The following is a 13950-nucleotide window of genomic DNA, read 5'->3' as shown; positions in this document are numbered from 1 at the left end:
AATCTGAATATAGGAGGAATTTGCCATGTGGAAGGGTTTTGTCGCAGGACTGGTGGTTGCCAATGCGTTTGAGTGGGTTGCACATAAATATATTTTGCATGGAACACACCGTGCTGGAAAGCCACGCTATAGCCCTGTGCCTGACAGCATGAAATCGCATTGGGAGCATCACCGAGAAGTGCGGAAAACTACATTTCATGATCATGGTTATGATGAAGGTTGGAGCAATTGGCGTACCAAAAATGAAATCGTGTCACTCGCAGTCGTGGCAGGTGTGTTTGGGACATTATTTTATCCTGTCTCCAAAGGCATGACTTTGTCTGTGTTGTACAGTGCAGGAAATTATTACTACATCCACCGCCGTGCGCACTTAGAGCCAGACTGGGCAATGCGTAAGATTCCTTGGCATTATGATCATCATATGAACTCCAATCAGGATGCCAACTGGTGTGTGACCAAGCCATGGTTTGATTATATTTTAGGAACGCGGGTCATTTCCTCATTGGATTTGCAAGAGCAAAATCCGTTGGGTATTGCTTTACCTCAAGTGGTGTCGAAAAAGCTCACCCAGTGGGTCAATCAGGTCTTCCCTGCAAAATGGGTTAAGGTACCTGAAGCGATTCCACTGAGCTCAGCGCAGACGACGGAAACGGTTGCAGGATAACTAAATAGGTATTCTTGTCGTGATTTGTCAATAATATTGGTATGTATTGTCAATATTTCGTCATTTGAACATTCTATAGTAAAGCTGTTGATGAGATGAAATCATCTCATGAGCACTAGTACGTCATTTTTCATTTTCCAGTTTAACAAGTCAATGTTGTAGTTATTCTAGGTTTATAGGGAGTCGCAAGACTCCCTTTTTTTATCTCAAAAATTGAGAACATAAGTTCGGTCGAGATCCAGCGAACATTTTAAGCTTTAACATTTGCTACATAATAGAGGCGATAGTACTGTCCGACTTAGCATTAGCTCAGCTGTGCCGAAGTACAGCATAACTGAGCCTTTTAATTCGTCTGTTTTTTAAAGTCGGTTAAAATATAGCGATCCATTTCATCGGTATAGTCCGGGGAAAACTGAAAGCAAACATGCTCATTGATGTTTAGGGTTTTGAGATCAGGGAAGCTTTGTCTGGCACGCGGACTATTGCTAAATAAAAAAGCTTGTCGATCACTCTGAAAGTAAAACACTTTTTCAGTGCTGATGTTGTGCCGTCGATAATGGGTGACTTCCGACCATTGTGTAAAAATACCACAAGCCCGAATTTGATCAGGTGCAATCAGCGCTTTTTCATAATACTGTTTAAACTGATATTTGCAGAAGCTGATATAGCTACACAGGCATAAACCGAGGAGTAGCAGTACAGCCAGCATACCGAAAGGGCGGTCAACATATTTCTTCATCAAAAGGATGAAAACAAAACAGATCAATAGACCACAAATAAATAAGATTAGTTCTAAGTGATACATTTTTTCTCATCTTTAAAATGATAAAAAGAGTACTCGAAAGTACTCTTTTCATAGGTTTTACGGTGATAGTCTGTTTATAGACGCATTTCAATGCCTTGCTCTGCAAGGTATTTTTTCGCTTCAGGAATGGTGTGTTGTCCAAAGTGGAAAATCGAAGCAGCCAGTACAGCGTCTGCGCCACCTTTTAAAATACCATCGGCCAAGTGTTGTAAGTTACCGACACCGCCCGAAGCAATGGTTGGAATGGTGACGCGGTCATTGATTTGACGCATCAGCTCAAGGTCATAACCTGCTTTGGTGCCATCGGCATCCATCGAAGTAATCAGCAGTTCACCTGCACCAAAGTCGGCCATTTTCACGGACCATTCAATTGCATCAATACCCGTTGGTTTACGGCCGCCATGGGTAAAAATTTCCCATTTATTTTCGCCCGTTTTTTTCGCGTCAATGGCAACCACAATACACTGTGCGCCAAAGCGTTGCGATGCTTCTTGTACAAATTCTGGGTTAAACACCGCTGCTGAGTTAATGCTCACTTTGTCCGCGCCAGCATTGAGTAAGAGGCGAATGTCTTCAACCTTGCGAACGCCACCACCGACCGTTAAGGGAACAAAAACCGTTTCAGCCATACGTTCAACCGTACGATAAGTCGTGTCGCGACCATTCGAAGTTGCGGTAATGTCTAAGAAGGTAATTTCATCAGCACCTTGTTCGTTATATCGACGTGCTACTTCTACTGGGTCACCTGCATCACGAATATCAAGGAATTGAACACCTTTCACTACACGACCGTTGTCCACGTCGAGGCAAGGAATAATACGTTTAGCTAGCATAATTTTTTCCAAAAATAACAGCCGATTATGAAACTTCGCGACTTAGATGCTACACCTTAATAGTCGGAGCGGGTATTCTATCAAACTTATGTAAGTTTTTTTGCAGGTTTTATATGTCGGTTTATACCACTTTGACTTTACAGGAAGTTCAGGCGTTTGCAGCACCTTATGGACTTGAGGTAATCGATCTGATCCCAATTCAAGGCGGTATTCAAAATACGAACTATTTTATTGTGTGTGAAAATGCTGTGCAGTATGTATTGACTGTATTTGAAGAAATGGATGAACAGGGTGCAGGCGAGTTGGTTCCTGTGCTTGAGCATTTAGGTCAGGCTGGTTTAGCGGTTCCTGTACCTTTAAGTCATTCAGGCAAAGCCATTCATAGTTTAAAAGCTAAACCCGCACAAATTGCCCCACGGATGATGGGCAAACACCCCATGCCTGCGACCCTTGAGCAAGCCGAGGCGATTGCGGTTGCACAAGCACAAATGCACGTCGCACTGCAAAATTTTCCACTGGAGCGTGCAGAATACCGTGACCATGACTACTGGCTCGCTGTAGCGTTACAGATGAAACCAACTTTAAGTGAAGCGGATCAGGCACTGCTCAGTAAGTTGTTGGGTTTATATGATGCATTATCGGCGGTTTATCCGAATCGTCCAAAGGGCTTTATCCACTCGGATTTATTCCGTGACAACACTTTGTTTGAGGGCAATCAGCTCAAAGGCATTTTAGACTTTTATGAACTGAATAAAGATGAGTTCTTGTTTGATATTGCGATTACGCTAAATGACTTCTGTACCGAATATCCAAGTGTGCACTTAAATGAAGACAAGGCCATCGCATTTTTAAACGCCTATGAAAGCATTCGTCCTTTAACGACTGATGAAAAATCTTGTCTAGAGCTGTATCTGGCGATGGCTGCTGCGCGTTTTTGGATGATGCGTTTACAAGTGGCACAAAAAAATGCAGAACAAGGTCGTACTGGGGATGACATTTTGCAGAAAAATCCTACCGAAATGCGTAATATGGTGATTGACCGCCTAAAATTTGTAACTGCTTAAATAGGAAAGAAAAATGCGTGACCAAGGACGACTCGTTGAATGGTTCGATGAAAAAGGCTATGGCTTTATTCAGCCCAACGATGACAGCAAAGATCGCGTGTTTTTACATATCAAGGACTTTGCACGGCAAGGTCCTCGTCCTATTTTAGGCTGTGCGTTGGAATACAACGTGATTGTGGATGCACAAGGGCGTTATCGTGCACAGCAAGTCAGTTATTTAAAAGCATCACAAACCCAAAAGAGTCGTACCCAAAAAGTCTCCCCGAAAAAGACCAAACAGGGTCAACGCTGGAGTCCAATGCAAATTGCGTCGGTGGCATACATCGTATTTTTGGCGCTATTGGTACTCCTAGGGCGTTTGAGTGGATTGGTGCTGCTGTTGATTAGTGTGATGAATGCGGCCAGTTATTGGTTCTATGCGCAAGATAAAGAAGCTGCGCAAAATGGACAGCGCCGTGTACCTGAAAATACATTACATCTCCTTTCATTTTTAGGGGGATGGCCTGCAGCATGGTTAGCGCAGCAAAAGCTACGACATAAAACACAAAAACAACCGTTTAGAAAGATTTACTTTTGTACAATTCTATTCAATATTCTTTTAATTTTATGGCTTATTTCTCCTTTCAATAGTTTGCCTATTTAAAGTTCAAGCCCACTTTATGAGGGACAATATGAATTATTCAGTCGATCAAGATCCGAATCGTAGTCTGACTTTTATTCTTTATATTTTGTATATCGTTGCGATTTTTTCCGCAGGGATTTTAGCCATCATTGCTTTAGTGATTAATTATGTGAAGCGTGGCTCTGTGCGTGGTTCCATTTTTGAGAGCCATTTTACTTGGCAGATTCGCACCTTTTGGTGGTATTTGATTTGGAACGTGATTGCCTTTGTGCCATTTATTTTCTTATTCTTTACGGGTGAAAATGCCACCGCTTTCGCAGGTATCGCACTCGGTGCTTCAACATTCTGCGTGTCTGTGATTGGGTTGTCATGGGTGTGGATTGTGTATCGTGCCATTAAAGGCATTATTCGTTTAAATGACAATCAACCGATGTATCAATAACAAGTGATGGGATTTAAAAAGGGCAGTGTGCCCTTTTTTTTATGACTTTATTTTTTCATAACAAGGTTTATGCACCGAGATGAACCAAGCTGATGCAGCAGAGTCTCTATTTTTGCGCAGGCTTTTAAAAAGCACCTAACTAAATTGAATTTCAATATTTACCTTTTTATATTAATAAATTTACTTTTTTAATATTTATAACTTACATTTTTGTTTATAAATAATTATTTTTTTAATAATTTTAATTTACATTTTTAATAAATTAACTTTACATTAATGTACAGTTATTTATATGAATTAATGCGTAGAGAATATTATAAAAAATAGTCCTTTTTTGACTAAGCGTAGAATCTTCCTCGACGACGTTTTAGCCCCAAAACATGGATGGCGCGAACCAAAACTGCATAAGAAACAGAATAGCCAAAGTGTTGTTCAAAAAGTGGAACTAAATCGCTAATATTTTGAAATTTTTTATTTTTAACAAAGGTTTGAAATGCACTCCAGTCTTTAATATGGCTGGGTGCTCCACGGCTGTTGGCTACTTTTGGAGACAAACCGCCTGTTTCCTCTTCGAGCTTAATCCATGCGTCTAAGGTCACACGAGAGATGTTAAATTCCTTGCAAACTGCAACCTTATAATCCGTAAGTTTATAGCGTTGAATCGCTGCTTTTCGGGTTTCTAAATCGTACTTTGGCATTTAATTCAATATTTTTAAAATAGCGAAGCTGTTATTATATGGCATAGTTGTTGCAAAAACCAAAATCACTAGATTAAAAAATGAAAGATGGTGATTTCGGTGAAAAATGCAGATTTTTCTTTAAAGAAAATGTCACTATGGCAAGTGGTCATTATTGGTGTGGCCTATATGACCCCGATGGTCGTGTTTGATACCTTTGGGATTGTGTCTGGGATCACCGATGGGCGTGTGCCATTGGCTTATATTTTGGCGTTGGTTGCAATGTTACTGACCGCATTTAGTTATGCACGTTTTAGCCGAATCAGTGGTGACTCAGGTTCTGCCTATAACTACACGGCACAGTCGTGTGGAGCCAAAGCAGGCTTTTTTGTCGGCTGGTGTTCACTGCTAGATTATATTTTGTTGCCCTTGGTGAATGCCTTACTGGCAAGTATTTACTTAGAAGCTGTGATCCCGAATGTGCCGTATTGGCTATGGGTGGTTGTATTCACGGGTTTGGTTACGCTGATTAACTGTTTCCGAATCAATATTTTGGCGAATTTAAGTCTGTTGTTTGTACTTTTACCCTTACTGCTGATGGTTTTATTTATCTATCTAGTCATTCAAGGCGTGGGTTCTGAACAAGGCTATGATCATGTACTGACTTTAGCCCCTCTGTTTAATGGAGACAGTTCTGTTTTGCCTTTGATTGCGGGTGCATCGATTTTATGTTTTTCATTTTTGGGTTTTGATGCGGTCACGACCATGTCCCATGAAACCAAAGATCCCCAAAAGAATATTCCACGTGCCGTGCTGCTTACCACGTTGCTCGGGGGCGGGATTTTTATTAGTGCCTCATGGTTTATCCAACTGTATTTTCCAAGCAATGTGCGTTTTAACAACCCTGACGAAGCCTTACCTGAAATTGTCCTCTATGTGGGGGGAGCACTTTTCCAAGCCGTATTTTTATGTGCCCAAATCATGAATACCTTCGCTTCAGGTTTAGCCACTCATGCCAGCGCTTCACGCTTAATTCATATTATGGCGAAGGATGGCATTTTCCCCAAAGCAACCTTTGGGCAGCTCCATGCAAAATTAGGTACGCCACTTTATGCCGTCTTAAGTATTGGCCTGATTTCGCTATCGGCCATTTTTCTAGATCTTGCGACGGTGGTCAGCATGATTAGCTTCGGTGCTTTGATTGCCTTTACTGCGGTGAATTTCTCGGTTTTTGTGAAGTTCTATCTGTTGGAAAAACAAACCCAAGGCATTAAAAACAAATGTCTCAATTTGATTCTGCCCTTGTTATCTGTATTGGTGATGCTTTGCCTTTGGGTCAATTTAGAACGAAATGCGCTAATTTTTGGTTGCTCTTGGCTGGTGATAGGCATTGGTCTATTTATTTATAAGAAATTGAAAAGACAAAACATTGTGATTGGAAATGCATATTAAACCCTGCATGAAAATGAGATAGATATTGAGTGTGAATGAAATGAAGATGAATAAACCGACATTTTTAGACGACGTGGAATACAAAGCCAGTTCTGCAACGCAAAGTGGTAAAGAGTGGAATTGGTTGAACCCGCAGTGTGCTGCGTTTAGTCATCCAGCCAATTACTACGAAAGCTCGTTACAAGTATGGCATGAGTTTGAGCCTTTAAATGCGGATATCGAATGTGACGTGGTCGTTATAGGCGGTGGCTTACTGGGAGCATCGGCTGCACTGCATTTGTCGGAGCAGGGTGTGGATACAGTCTTGGTTGAAAAAAACCGAGTGGGCAGTGCCGCCTCAGGGCGCAATGGTGGGCAACTCACACCGGGATTGGCACGTTGGGAAGCCGAAACCATGATTGAGCACTTCAGCTTTGAAGAGGCTAAAAAGTTATGGCACTTTACCTCAACGGAAGCGATGGCTTTGATTGATAGCATTACTGAAAAATATGGCTTAGATGTGCAACGTAAACGTGGACACTTGACGGCTGCGGTACACCCTGGACATTTAGATGCACTGCATGAAGGGATGAAAGCACGTCAGTATTTAGATGAAAAAAATACCTCAATGCTGCCCCAAGATGAATTACGTGAACATGTGCAATCCGACAACTATTATGGCGGTCAATTAGATCAGCTCGGGGGACATATTCATCCTTTAGCCCTGACGCGTGGTTTGGCTTATGGCTTTTGCCAAAACGGTGGCACGATTTATGAACAGACGGAAGTACAGTCAATCCAAGAACGTGCCGATGGTATTTATGTGACCACAGCCCAAGGCGTGATTAAAGCACGTAAAAGTGTGGTAATGGGTGTACATCATGCCTCATTTAAACTATTGGAAGAACGCAATCAAACCACCATTCCTTTTTATACTTATGTGTGTACCACTGCGCCTTTAGCATTAGATTTGAAAGAACTTTTGCCGACGGATCTGCCGGTATACGACACCCAGTTTCAAATTGATTACTACCGCGGGGTCTCGAAAAACCGATTGTTATTTGGCGGTGAAGGTACGGGTTCGTGTTGGAGTCCTGAACAAACGCATGACTATTTGCTAGGGCGTATTCAACACGTATTTCCTCAGTTAGAGCAGGTCCAGCTTGATTTTGTGTGGAGTGGTACGACAGATTTAACCGTTAATGGTGCCGCGGATAGTCGCAAATTTGGCAGCCAATACCCTATCTATGCTGTTCAGGGGTGGAGTGGACATGGTGTTGCGCAAACGGTGCGTATTGGTAAAGCCATTGCCGATGATTTCTGTGGTCAATGTGATGATTTTAATATGTTGACCCGTATTCAACATCAGAACATTCCTTTTGGTCGTGCACTGGCGCCGTTGGTCATTCCAATAGCCAAAAGCATGTATGGACTCGGAGCAATGATTAATCCGGGCAAGATGGTGTCATTCTAACCACCTGACTGAGCTGCTGAATCGATGGCCATTGATCACTCGATTCAGCAGTTTTTGCGTTTCGGAGATGGGCTAAAGTTGTTCGACGTTCTTTTTCGACGTCAGCAGTTTCGGTTTCCATTCACTGATCATAATGCCAAACACCACCAAAAGCCCACCTAACAAAGCCAGTGGTGCTAAGCGTTCTCCTGCAAGGCGTCCAAATAGTGCTGCCCATACAGGCTCTCCTGCATAAATAATTGCCGCTTGAGATGGATTGACTGAGCGCTGTGCCCAATTCATTACATATTGAATCACGGCACTGGCAAGCCCCAAGCCGAGTGCGATACTCAGTAAAGGCCATGAAAAGTCTGGAATGCGGTGTTCACCTGCCAATGGCATGGCTGCAAAGGCGAGCACAGAGGCAACTGCCAGTTGAATCACCGTCACTCGACCAATATCGACTGTTGGAGCAAAATAACCAATCAGGATAATTTCCATCGCTATAGCGATTGCACCGAGTAGGGTTAAGGTCTGGCCAAAATTCAGTGAAATTGAATTCAGGCTATTGCCTGTAAGTAAGACTAAGCCCATAAACGCACAGAGCGCACCAATCCAAATCATAAAATGGGGCACTTTACGAAAGATCAGCCACAATAATACAGGTACCAAAGGCACATACAATGCGGTTAAAAAGGCAGATTCACTGCTACTGACTGTTTGTAGTCCGACCGTTTGTGTGCCATAGCCAATAGTGACCATACAGCCAATGAGTGCACCTGCCCACAGGTCCTGTCGGGTGATGTGTTTTAAATGTTGATAGGAAAATAAGCCAATAATTGTAGCGGCGCAGGCGAAACGACAGCCCACAAAGAACATGGGGGAGCTGAAATTTAACGCATATTTCACGGCCAAGAAGGTACCGCCCCAAATAAAGGTAATTAGAATCAGTGCAATGACAGGCGCTTTAGAACCGAGCTGAGTATTCAACATAAAAGAACTGGTGTGCAATATATTGCACACAGCTTGTCATGCTTTGTTTTTGTGTGCAATATATTGCTCAATATTTTTTGATTTAACTTTATGAAGTCTTCTGCGGTACTACAACACGTCAGTCAAAATGTGCGTCATTATCGAGGCTTAAAAGGCCTGAGCCAGCAACAACTGGCGGATTTGGCTGGTTTAAGTCGTCGCATGGTGGCTGGGGTTGAATCAGGGCAGGACAATATTAGTTTGGCGAAACTCAGCTTGATTGCCGATGTACTTGAGGTCGATTTTGTACAGATCATTGCTGCGCCTGAACAGCAAGGGCAAGCGGTGGTCAATATTTTGGCTTGGCAGGGCACACAAGCACACAGTGAAGCAAAATTAATGGCCTCGGCGGCAGCAACACAAAAAGTTGAACTGTGGACATGGGTACTTGCCCCAAATGAGCACTATAGTGCAGAACCCGACCCAGTCGGTTGGCGTGAGATGCTCTATGTGATGGAGGGGGAGTTAACTTTGGATTTGGCGGGTGACATGAAAGTCTTAGGTGTAGGTGAGTCGATTGTGTTTTCGAGTGCCATCGAATACCAATATATCAACCGTGGAACTGTACCGTTAAAGTTTATTCGTAATGCGATTTATTAAATAAGATGCAGATTTTACATACTGATATTTAGCGCATAAAAAAGAGGTCAAAAGACCTCTTTTTTAAATTCTACAATTAGAACGATTGTTCATCTAACAGCAATTGTGCTTCACGTAGGTTTAAACTGCCTTCATAAATCGCACGACCGGTAATTGCACCCAAAATACCAGGTTGACCTTTGAGGTTACGTACGTCATCAAGGTTGGTCACACCACCTGACGCAATCACAGGTAGGCCAGAGTATTGTGCCAGTTGAACAGTTTGCTCAACGTTCACACCTTGCATCATCCCGTCACGTGCAATATCGGTATAGACAATGCTCGATACGCCCGCATCGGCAAAACGTTTGGCCAAATCGGTTGCTTTCACATCGGTCACATTGGCCCAGCCATCGGTGGCCACCATGCCATTCATGGCATCAATGCCGACAATGATATGACCTGCAAATTTCTTACATGCTTCTTCAACAAACTCAGGATCTTGAACTGCTTTGGTGCCAATAATGACAAAAGACACACCTGCTTCTAAGTAGTGTTCAATGGTTTCTAGTGAGCGAATACCGCCGCCAATTTGAATTGGCAGTTCAGGTTGTGCACGAGCAATGGCTTCAACCACAGGTTTATGAATTGGCGTACCAGCGAAAGCACCATTTAAATCGACCAAATGTAAGCGACGCGCGCCTTCATTTACCCAGTGCTGTGCAGTTGCAACAGGATCATCAGAAAAAACCGTATCGTCTTCCATACGACCTTGTTTTAAACGAACACATTTGCCATCTTTCAGGTCAATTGCAGGGATGATCAGCATGCTTTCGCTCCTAGCCAAATCTTAAATAAAATCAATGTCCGTCATCTTAGCAAAGTATTGGCAATTTTCTAAGCATCTGTTACAGCTTTTCATGACGACAAGGTTTTGTTGTTTTTTCTAATTCTTTGGAAATATCTTTTGGAAGTCGCTCTAAACGCCGCAATTCTTCAAAAACCAACAGCGCCGCATAGGCATCCGCAGCAGCATAGTCAACTTGTTCAGGCGTGAGCATTTTCCTTGCCCAATTTGAAGTGCTGACTTTTTTACTTTTCGGGAAGTTGAGCCGAAAGAGCAGGGCGATGGCATTTTTAATGCCGACAGGGTTGGATAAACCAAAGCTGGCAAAGCATTTTGACAGCTCAACCACACCCTTGAGCTCAAAACCTTTTTTACGGAACAGATGGGCATCATTTTTTAAACCAAAACCCACTTTGAGCTGGGCGGGATTCGCCAAAAATGGCGCAAGGAAGCTCCAAATGGGTGGGCTCATTTGAAACAAATAAGCACGCTCGACGCTGGCCAGTTGAATTAAATGCGGACCCGTGGAAACTTCTCCCACTTGAAAGGTCGGTTTGGACTCACTGTCAAAACCGAAGATGGAAACCTGTTCCAGTTCAGCGCGGATTGCTTCACACTGTTTTAAGTTTTGAATGACATGAATTGCTTGTTTTGGCAAATTTTGAAAACGAGGAAATTGTTGAATTTCGACTTTACTGGGAAGGATGTGTTGAAAAGAAGAATCCATCATGCTTTGACTATGCCATTGTTGCTTAAGCCTAAAGCTTTTGTGTTGATTTAGCAAAACAGCCGACCTAGGTAGGCTGTTTTGCACGGGTGATTTTAGGACATAAAACCAGCCGCAATACCGCCGATAATTGCTAAAACGAAAATCACGATGTAAATCCATGCCAAAACAGCTTCCCAGCCTGCGGTTGGACGTGGTGAGCCATAGCTGTTGCTGCGATCATCACCCGGTGCGAAAATCAGGTATAGCATTAAGATCACATTGGCAAGAGGCACCAGCATCAACAGTGATAACCAGCCCGTATGGTTGCGGTCATGCAGACGACGAATAGTAAATACAAAAGTGAAGTACATGAGCGCAACATAGATCAGGGCGATAAAAATCATGCCGCCACCGAAGTTGCCTGTTTCCAAGTTCACGAATGTATTAGGAAAGATTGCGATGAAAATACCTAGAATAATTGACGCTACAATGGCAAGTAGACAGTTCCATGCTAGGTATGAAAAACGTCCGAAACGACCTGCGGCATTTAGCGCAGATTCTTGTGCATATTGAGTCATAGTGACTTACCTTATCGTTGTAAATTAAGTTTTTTATAAATAAAAATGTCTAAAAAGCAGGCAAATCATAATCAAATTTGGTGACAATGAAAAGGCATCGTAGTCATCTTGAGTATACTAGTCTGATGTAAAGCAAAGATTTTATATATTGAAAGGTATAGGAGTGAAATCACACGCATCATTTACTTAAGCTGTTTCTGATTTATTTTTAGTCTAGATGCATCAATTTTGGATAAACAAAAGCCCAACCGAAGTTGAGCTTTTTCAATCAAACAGAAGCTGGAATGAATTAAATTTTCCATTCCACAAAGTTTTTTAGCAGTTGCAAACCTGCGGTATGACTTTTTTCAGGGTGGAACTGGGTCGCAAACAAATTTTCTTGATGAATGGCTGTGCAGAACTCTAAACCGTAGTCACAGGTCGCCGCCACAATGCCAGAGTTCTTCGGTTCGACATAGAAGCTGTGCACGAAGTAGAAACGTGCATCTTGCTCAATGTCTTTCCACATTGGATGACTCGGATCAGCCTGATGAACTTGGTTCCAACCCATATGGGGTACTTTCAAGCCGTCTACATCAGGAAAGCGTTTCACACTGCCTTCAAAAATACCGAGAGCATCGACTCCGCCATTTTCTTCAGAGCGTTGCATGAGCGCTTGCATACCTACACAAATCGCTAATACAGGCTTATTAAATGCCGCATGGCGAACGACTTCATCAATCCCTGCTTCATGCATGCCTTGCATACAGTCACGCATAGCACCTACGCCGGGGAACACAATTTTATCAGCTTGAGCCACTAACTTGGGATCATTGGTTACATCGACTGTTGCACCAACATGCTCAAGCGCTTTTGCTGCTGAGTGTAGGTTACCCATACCATAGTCAAGAAGGGCAATACGGGTCATTACAAACTACCTTTAGTTGAAGCAATGGTGTTGGTTGCACGTGGGTCAATTTCACAGGCCATACGAAGTGCACGCGCAAACGCTTTGAACACACTTTCAATTTGGTGGTGGCTATTTTTACCTTTGAGGTTATCAATGTGTACTGTCATGAGCGCATGGTTCACAAAGCCTTGGAAAAACTCAGAGAATAGATCCACATCAAAACGACCAATCATGGCACGGGTAAATGGAATATCCATAAATAAACCTGGACGGCCAGATAAGTCCACCACAGCACGGCTTAAAGATTCATCTAACGGTGCATAAAAATGACCATAACGACGTAAACCTTTTTTGTCACCTAAAGCTTTGGCAAAAGCCTGTCCAAGCGTGATACCACAGTCTTCAACCGTGTGGTGATCATCAATTTCCAAGTCGCCATCACATTCAATATCAATATCAAATAAGCCATGTCGCTTGATTTGATCAACCATATGATCTAAAAAGGGAATACCTGTGTTGAGCGTGCCTTGACCCGTACCATCGAGGTTTACACGAACTCGAATTTTGGTTTCGTTGGTATTTCTTACCACTTCACTGATACGTTCTGTCATAGACACGTTCCTCAAAGACGTCAAATAATTGATGTAAAATGTTTCGCCGTAACGAAGTCACCGCATATTAGATTGCTCAGGAGGGTTTATCAATGCCTATTACCGTACACGCTTATACTTCACTGGAAAAAGAAGAGTTGCGCAGCCAGCTAGAGCGACTGTACGACACCAGTCCTGAATTTGGCGATGGGCATGATGCCGTAGAACAACTTGAGCAAAATCTAGCTCAGTATACCTTACTTTACACCGCAGAATTTAATACTAAAGTCATTGGCGCCATTTGGTGTAGTGGGCAGGGTGAAAATAAAACCTTAGAATACATCGTAGTACATCCTGCTAACCGTGGACGAGGGGTTGCGGAGCGGTTGGTTGAAGAAGTCTGTCGTATGGAAGAAGCCAAAGGTGTGAAAGTGTTCGAGCCGGGCTGTGGTGCGATTCATCGTTGCTTAGAGCACATTGGTAAAATTTAAGCTTTTTTAAAGCAGTCTTTGGGCTGCTTTTTTCATGAATAGTGATGGTGACGTGCTTTAAGTGCAAAGAATGACTCAAAAAATGTACGAAGGGTGCTGGGTTTGCTGTAAAAGTAAACACTCAACTGATTTTTTTGAAAACGGACTTGACGCTGCTTCGCTTAAACTGTTTAATACGCGACATCGGCGTGATAGCTCAGTAGGTAGAGCAACGGATTGAAAATCCGTGTGTCCCCAGTTCGAT

Annotated in this window: 17 protein-coding genes; 8 read left to right on the top strand and 9 right to left on the bottom strand. The window is 42.8% G+C overall.

Annotated elements, in window-relative coordinates; genetic code table 11:
- Positions 1 to 25 precede the first annotated feature (25 nt).
- A complete protein-coding gene (locus PTT44_RS14630) occupies positions 26 to 664 on the top strand; it encodes a hypothetical protein (protein ID WP_168158694.1) in 639 nt (212 codons plus the stop codon).
- A 343-nt stretch (positions 665 to 1007) separates the two neighbouring features.
- On the opposite strand, the gene PTT44_RS14625 is transcribed toward PTT44_RS14630, so the two are convergent.
- Positions 1008 to 1469 carry a hypothetical protein gene (locus PTT44_RS14625; protein ID WP_168158693.1) on the bottom strand — a complete coding sequence of 154 codons (462 nt, stop codon included), beginning with the start codon at positions 1467 to 1469 and terminating at the stop codon, positions 1008 to 1010.
- A 74-nt stretch (positions 1470 to 1543) separates the two neighbouring features.
- Entirely contained in the window at positions 1544 to 2302 is a 759-nt protein-coding gene (gene hisF, locus PTT44_RS14620) for an imidazole glycerol phosphate synthase subunit HisF (protein ID WP_004691571.1), read from the bottom strand.
- Positions 2303 to 2415: 113 nt separating this feature from the next.
- Here hisF and PTT44_RS14615 point away from each other — a divergent pair, with 113 nt between their 5' ends.
- Genes PTT44_RS14615 through PTT44_RS14605 form a run of 3 tightly spaced genes read left to right on the top strand, consistent with a single transcriptional unit; the run spans position 2416 to position 4430 of the window.
- Entirely contained in the window at positions 2416 to 3366 is a 951-nt protein-coding gene (locus PTT44_RS14615; RefSeq protein WP_168158692.1) for a homoserine kinase, read from the top strand.
- A gap of 13 nt (positions 3367 to 3379) precedes the next feature.
- Complete coding sequence (locus tag PTT44_RS14610; protein ID WP_168158691.1) at positions 3380 to 4009, top strand: DUF1294 domain-containing protein; 630 nt, start codon at positions 3380 to 3382, stop codon at positions 4007 to 4009.
- A gap of 28 nt (positions 4010 to 4037) precedes the next feature.
- Positions 4038 to 4430 carry a DUF4870 family protein gene (locus tag PTT44_RS14605; RefSeq protein ID WP_168158690.1) on the top strand — a complete coding sequence of 131 codons (393 nt, stop codon included), beginning with the start codon at positions 4038 to 4040 and terminating at the stop codon, positions 4428 to 4430.
- A gap of 338 nt (positions 4431 to 4768) precedes the next feature.
- Here PTT44_RS14605 and PTT44_RS14600 read toward each other — a convergent pair whose 3' ends face one another.
- Positions 4769 to 5128, bottom strand: coding sequence for a transposase (locus PTT44_RS14600; RefSeq protein WP_168158689.1), 360 nt, complete (start codon positions 5126 to 5128; stop codon positions 4769 to 4771).
- Between the two features lie 129 nt (positions 5129 to 5257).
- On the opposite strand from PTT44_RS14600, the gene PTT44_RS14595 reads away from it, so the two are divergent.
- Together PTT44_RS14595 and PTT44_RS14590 are read left to right on the top strand one after the other, a co-directional pair.
- Positions 5258 to 6559, top strand: coding sequence for an APC family permease (locus PTT44_RS14595; protein ID WP_252726125.1), 1302 nt, complete (start codon positions 5258 to 5260; stop codon positions 6557 to 6559).
- A gap of 40 nt (positions 6560 to 6599) precedes the next feature.
- Positions 6600 to 8012, top strand: a complete 1413-nt coding sequence (locus PTT44_RS14590; protein WP_168158687.1) for an NAD(P)/FAD-dependent oxidoreductase — start codon at positions 6600 to 6602, stop codon at positions 8010 to 8012.
- Positions 8013 to 8084: 72 nt separating this feature from the next.
- On the opposite strand, the gene PTT44_RS14585 is transcribed toward PTT44_RS14590, so the two are convergent.
- A complete protein-coding gene (locus tag PTT44_RS14585) occupies positions 8085 to 8984 on the bottom strand; it encodes a DMT family transporter (protein WP_168158686.1) in 900 nt (299 codons plus the stop codon).
- A 90-nt stretch (positions 8985 to 9074) separates the two neighbouring features.
- Here PTT44_RS14585 and PTT44_RS14580 point away from each other — a divergent pair, with 90 nt between their 5' ends.
- Positions 9075 to 9623 (top strand): helix-turn-helix domain-containing protein, encoded by a 549-nt coding sequence (locus tag PTT44_RS14580; RefSeq protein ID WP_168158685.1) that lies wholly within the window; start codon positions 9075 to 9077, stop codon positions 9621 to 9623.
- A 76-nt stretch (positions 9624 to 9699) separates the two neighbouring features.
- On the opposite strand, the gene hisA is transcribed toward PTT44_RS14580, so the two are convergent.
- From hisA to hisB, 5 genes are all read right to left on the bottom strand, one after another.
- Positions 9700 to 10431, bottom strand: coding sequence for a 1-(5-phosphoribosyl)-5-[(5-phosphoribosylamino)methylideneamino]imidazole-4-carboxamide isomerase (hisA, locus tag PTT44_RS14575; protein ID WP_159152670.1), 732 nt, complete (start codon positions 10429 to 10431; stop codon positions 9700 to 9702).
- A 79-nt stretch (positions 10432 to 10510) separates the two neighbouring features.
- Entirely contained in the window at positions 10511 to 11176 is a 666-nt protein-coding gene (locus PTT44_RS14570) for a 3'-5' exonuclease (RefSeq protein WP_168158790.1), read from the bottom strand.
- 95 nt (positions 11177 to 11271) lie between these two features.
- Positions 11272 to 11736 carry a DUF805 domain-containing protein gene (locus tag PTT44_RS14565; protein ID WP_159128582.1) on the bottom strand — a complete coding sequence of 155 codons (465 nt, stop codon included), beginning with the start codon at positions 11734 to 11736 and terminating at the stop codon, positions 11272 to 11274.
- Positions 11737 to 12025: 289 nt separating this feature from the next.
- On the bottom strand, positions 12026 to 12643 hold the full coding sequence (gene hisH / locus PTT44_RS14560) for an imidazole glycerol phosphate synthase subunit HisH (protein WP_004691555.1): 618 nt from the start codon (positions 12641 to 12643) through the stop codon (positions 12026 to 12028).
- Positions 12643 to 13236: an imidazoleglycerol-phosphate dehydratase HisB gene (hisB, locus tag PTT44_RS14555; protein WP_058951612.1), complete on the bottom strand. Its 594-nt coding sequence runs from the start codon at positions 13234 to 13236 to the stop codon at positions 12643 to 12645. Before hisB ends, hisH begins: the two co-directional genes overlap by 1 nt.
- 92 nt (positions 13237 to 13328) lie before the next feature.
- Between hisB and PTT44_RS14550 the strand changes: the two genes are divergently transcribed.
- The gene (locus PTT44_RS14550) at positions 13329 to 13706 is read left to right on the top strand and encodes a GNAT family N-acetyltransferase (protein ID WP_004691552.1); all 378 of its coding nucleotides are present in this window, start codon (positions 13329 to 13331) and stop codon (positions 13704 to 13706) included.
- Positions 13707 to 13950 lie beyond the last annotated feature (244 nt).

The organism is Acinetobacter sp. Gutcm_16 (assembly GCF_028649355.1).
In the GTDB taxonomy this organism is placed as follows: Bacteria; Pseudomonadota; Gammaproteobacteria; order Pseudomonadales; family Moraxellaceae; genus Acinetobacter; species Acinetobacter johnsonii.
This window is presented reverse-complemented; position numbering and strand designations above follow the sequence as displayed.

Bases quoted from the DNA above. Each gene is read 5' to 3' on its own strand.
- PTT44_RS14630 (WP_168158694.1), top strand. From the start codon at position 26: ATGTGGAAGGGTTTTGTCGCAGGACTGGTGGTTGCCAATGCGTTTGAG.
- PTT44_RS14625 (WP_168158693.1), bottom strand. From the start codon at position 1,469: ATGTATCACTTAGAACTAATCTTATTTATTTGTGGTCTATTGATCTGT.
- hisF (WP_004691571.1), bottom strand. From the start codon at position 2,302: ATGCTAGCTAAACGTATTATTCCTTGCCTCGACGTGGACAACGGTCGT.
- PTT44_RS14615 (WP_168158692.1), top strand. From the start codon at position 2,416: ATGTCGGTTTATACCACTTTGACTTTACAGGAAGTTCAGGCGTTTGCA.
- PTT44_RS14610 (WP_168158691.1), top strand. From the start codon at position 3,380: ATGCGTGACCAAGGACGACTCGTTGAATGGTTCGATGAAAAAGGCTAT.
- PTT44_RS14605 (WP_168158690.1), top strand. From the start codon at position 4,038: ATGAATTATTCAGTCGATCAAGATCCGAATCGTAGTCTGACTTTTATT.
- PTT44_RS14600 (WP_168158689.1), bottom strand. From the start codon at position 5,128: ATGCCAAAGTACGATTTAGAAACCCGAAAAGCAGCGATTCAACGCTAT.
- PTT44_RS14595 (WP_252726125.1), top strand. From the start codon at position 5,258: ATGTCACTATGGCAAGTGGTCATTATTGGTGTGGCCTATATGACCCCG.
- PTT44_RS14590 (WP_168158687.1), top strand. From the start codon at position 6,600: ATGAAGATGAATAAACCGACATTTTTAGACGACGTGGAATACAAAGCC.
- PTT44_RS14585 (WP_168158686.1), bottom strand. From the start codon at position 8,984: ATGTTGAATACTCAGCTCGGTTCTAAAGCGCCTGTCATTGCACTGATT.
- PTT44_RS14580 (WP_168158685.1), top strand. From the start codon at position 9,075: ATGAAGTCTTCTGCGGTACTACAACACGTCAGTCAAAATGTGCGTCAT.
- hisA (WP_159152670.1), bottom strand. From the start codon at position 10,431: ATGCTGATCATCCCTGCAATTGACCTGAAAGATGGCAAATGTGTTCGT.
- PTT44_RS14570 (WP_168158790.1), bottom strand. From the start codon at position 11,176: ATGGATTCTTCTTTTCAACACATCCTTCCCAGTAAAGTCGAAATTCAA.
- PTT44_RS14565 (WP_159128582.1), bottom strand. From the start codon at position 11,736: ATGACTCAATATGCACAAGAATCTGCGCTAAATGCCGCAGGTCGTTTC.
- hisH (WP_004691555.1), bottom strand. From the start codon at position 12,643: ATGACCCGTATTGCCCTTCTTGACTATGGTATGGGTAACCTACACTCA.
- hisB (WP_058951612.1), bottom strand. From the start codon at position 13,236: ATGACAGAACGTATCAGTGAAGTGGTAAGAAATACCAACGAAACCAAA.
- PTT44_RS14550 (WP_004691552.1), top strand. From the start codon at position 13,329: ATGCCTATTACCGTACACGCTTATACTTCACTGGAAAAAGAAGAGTTG.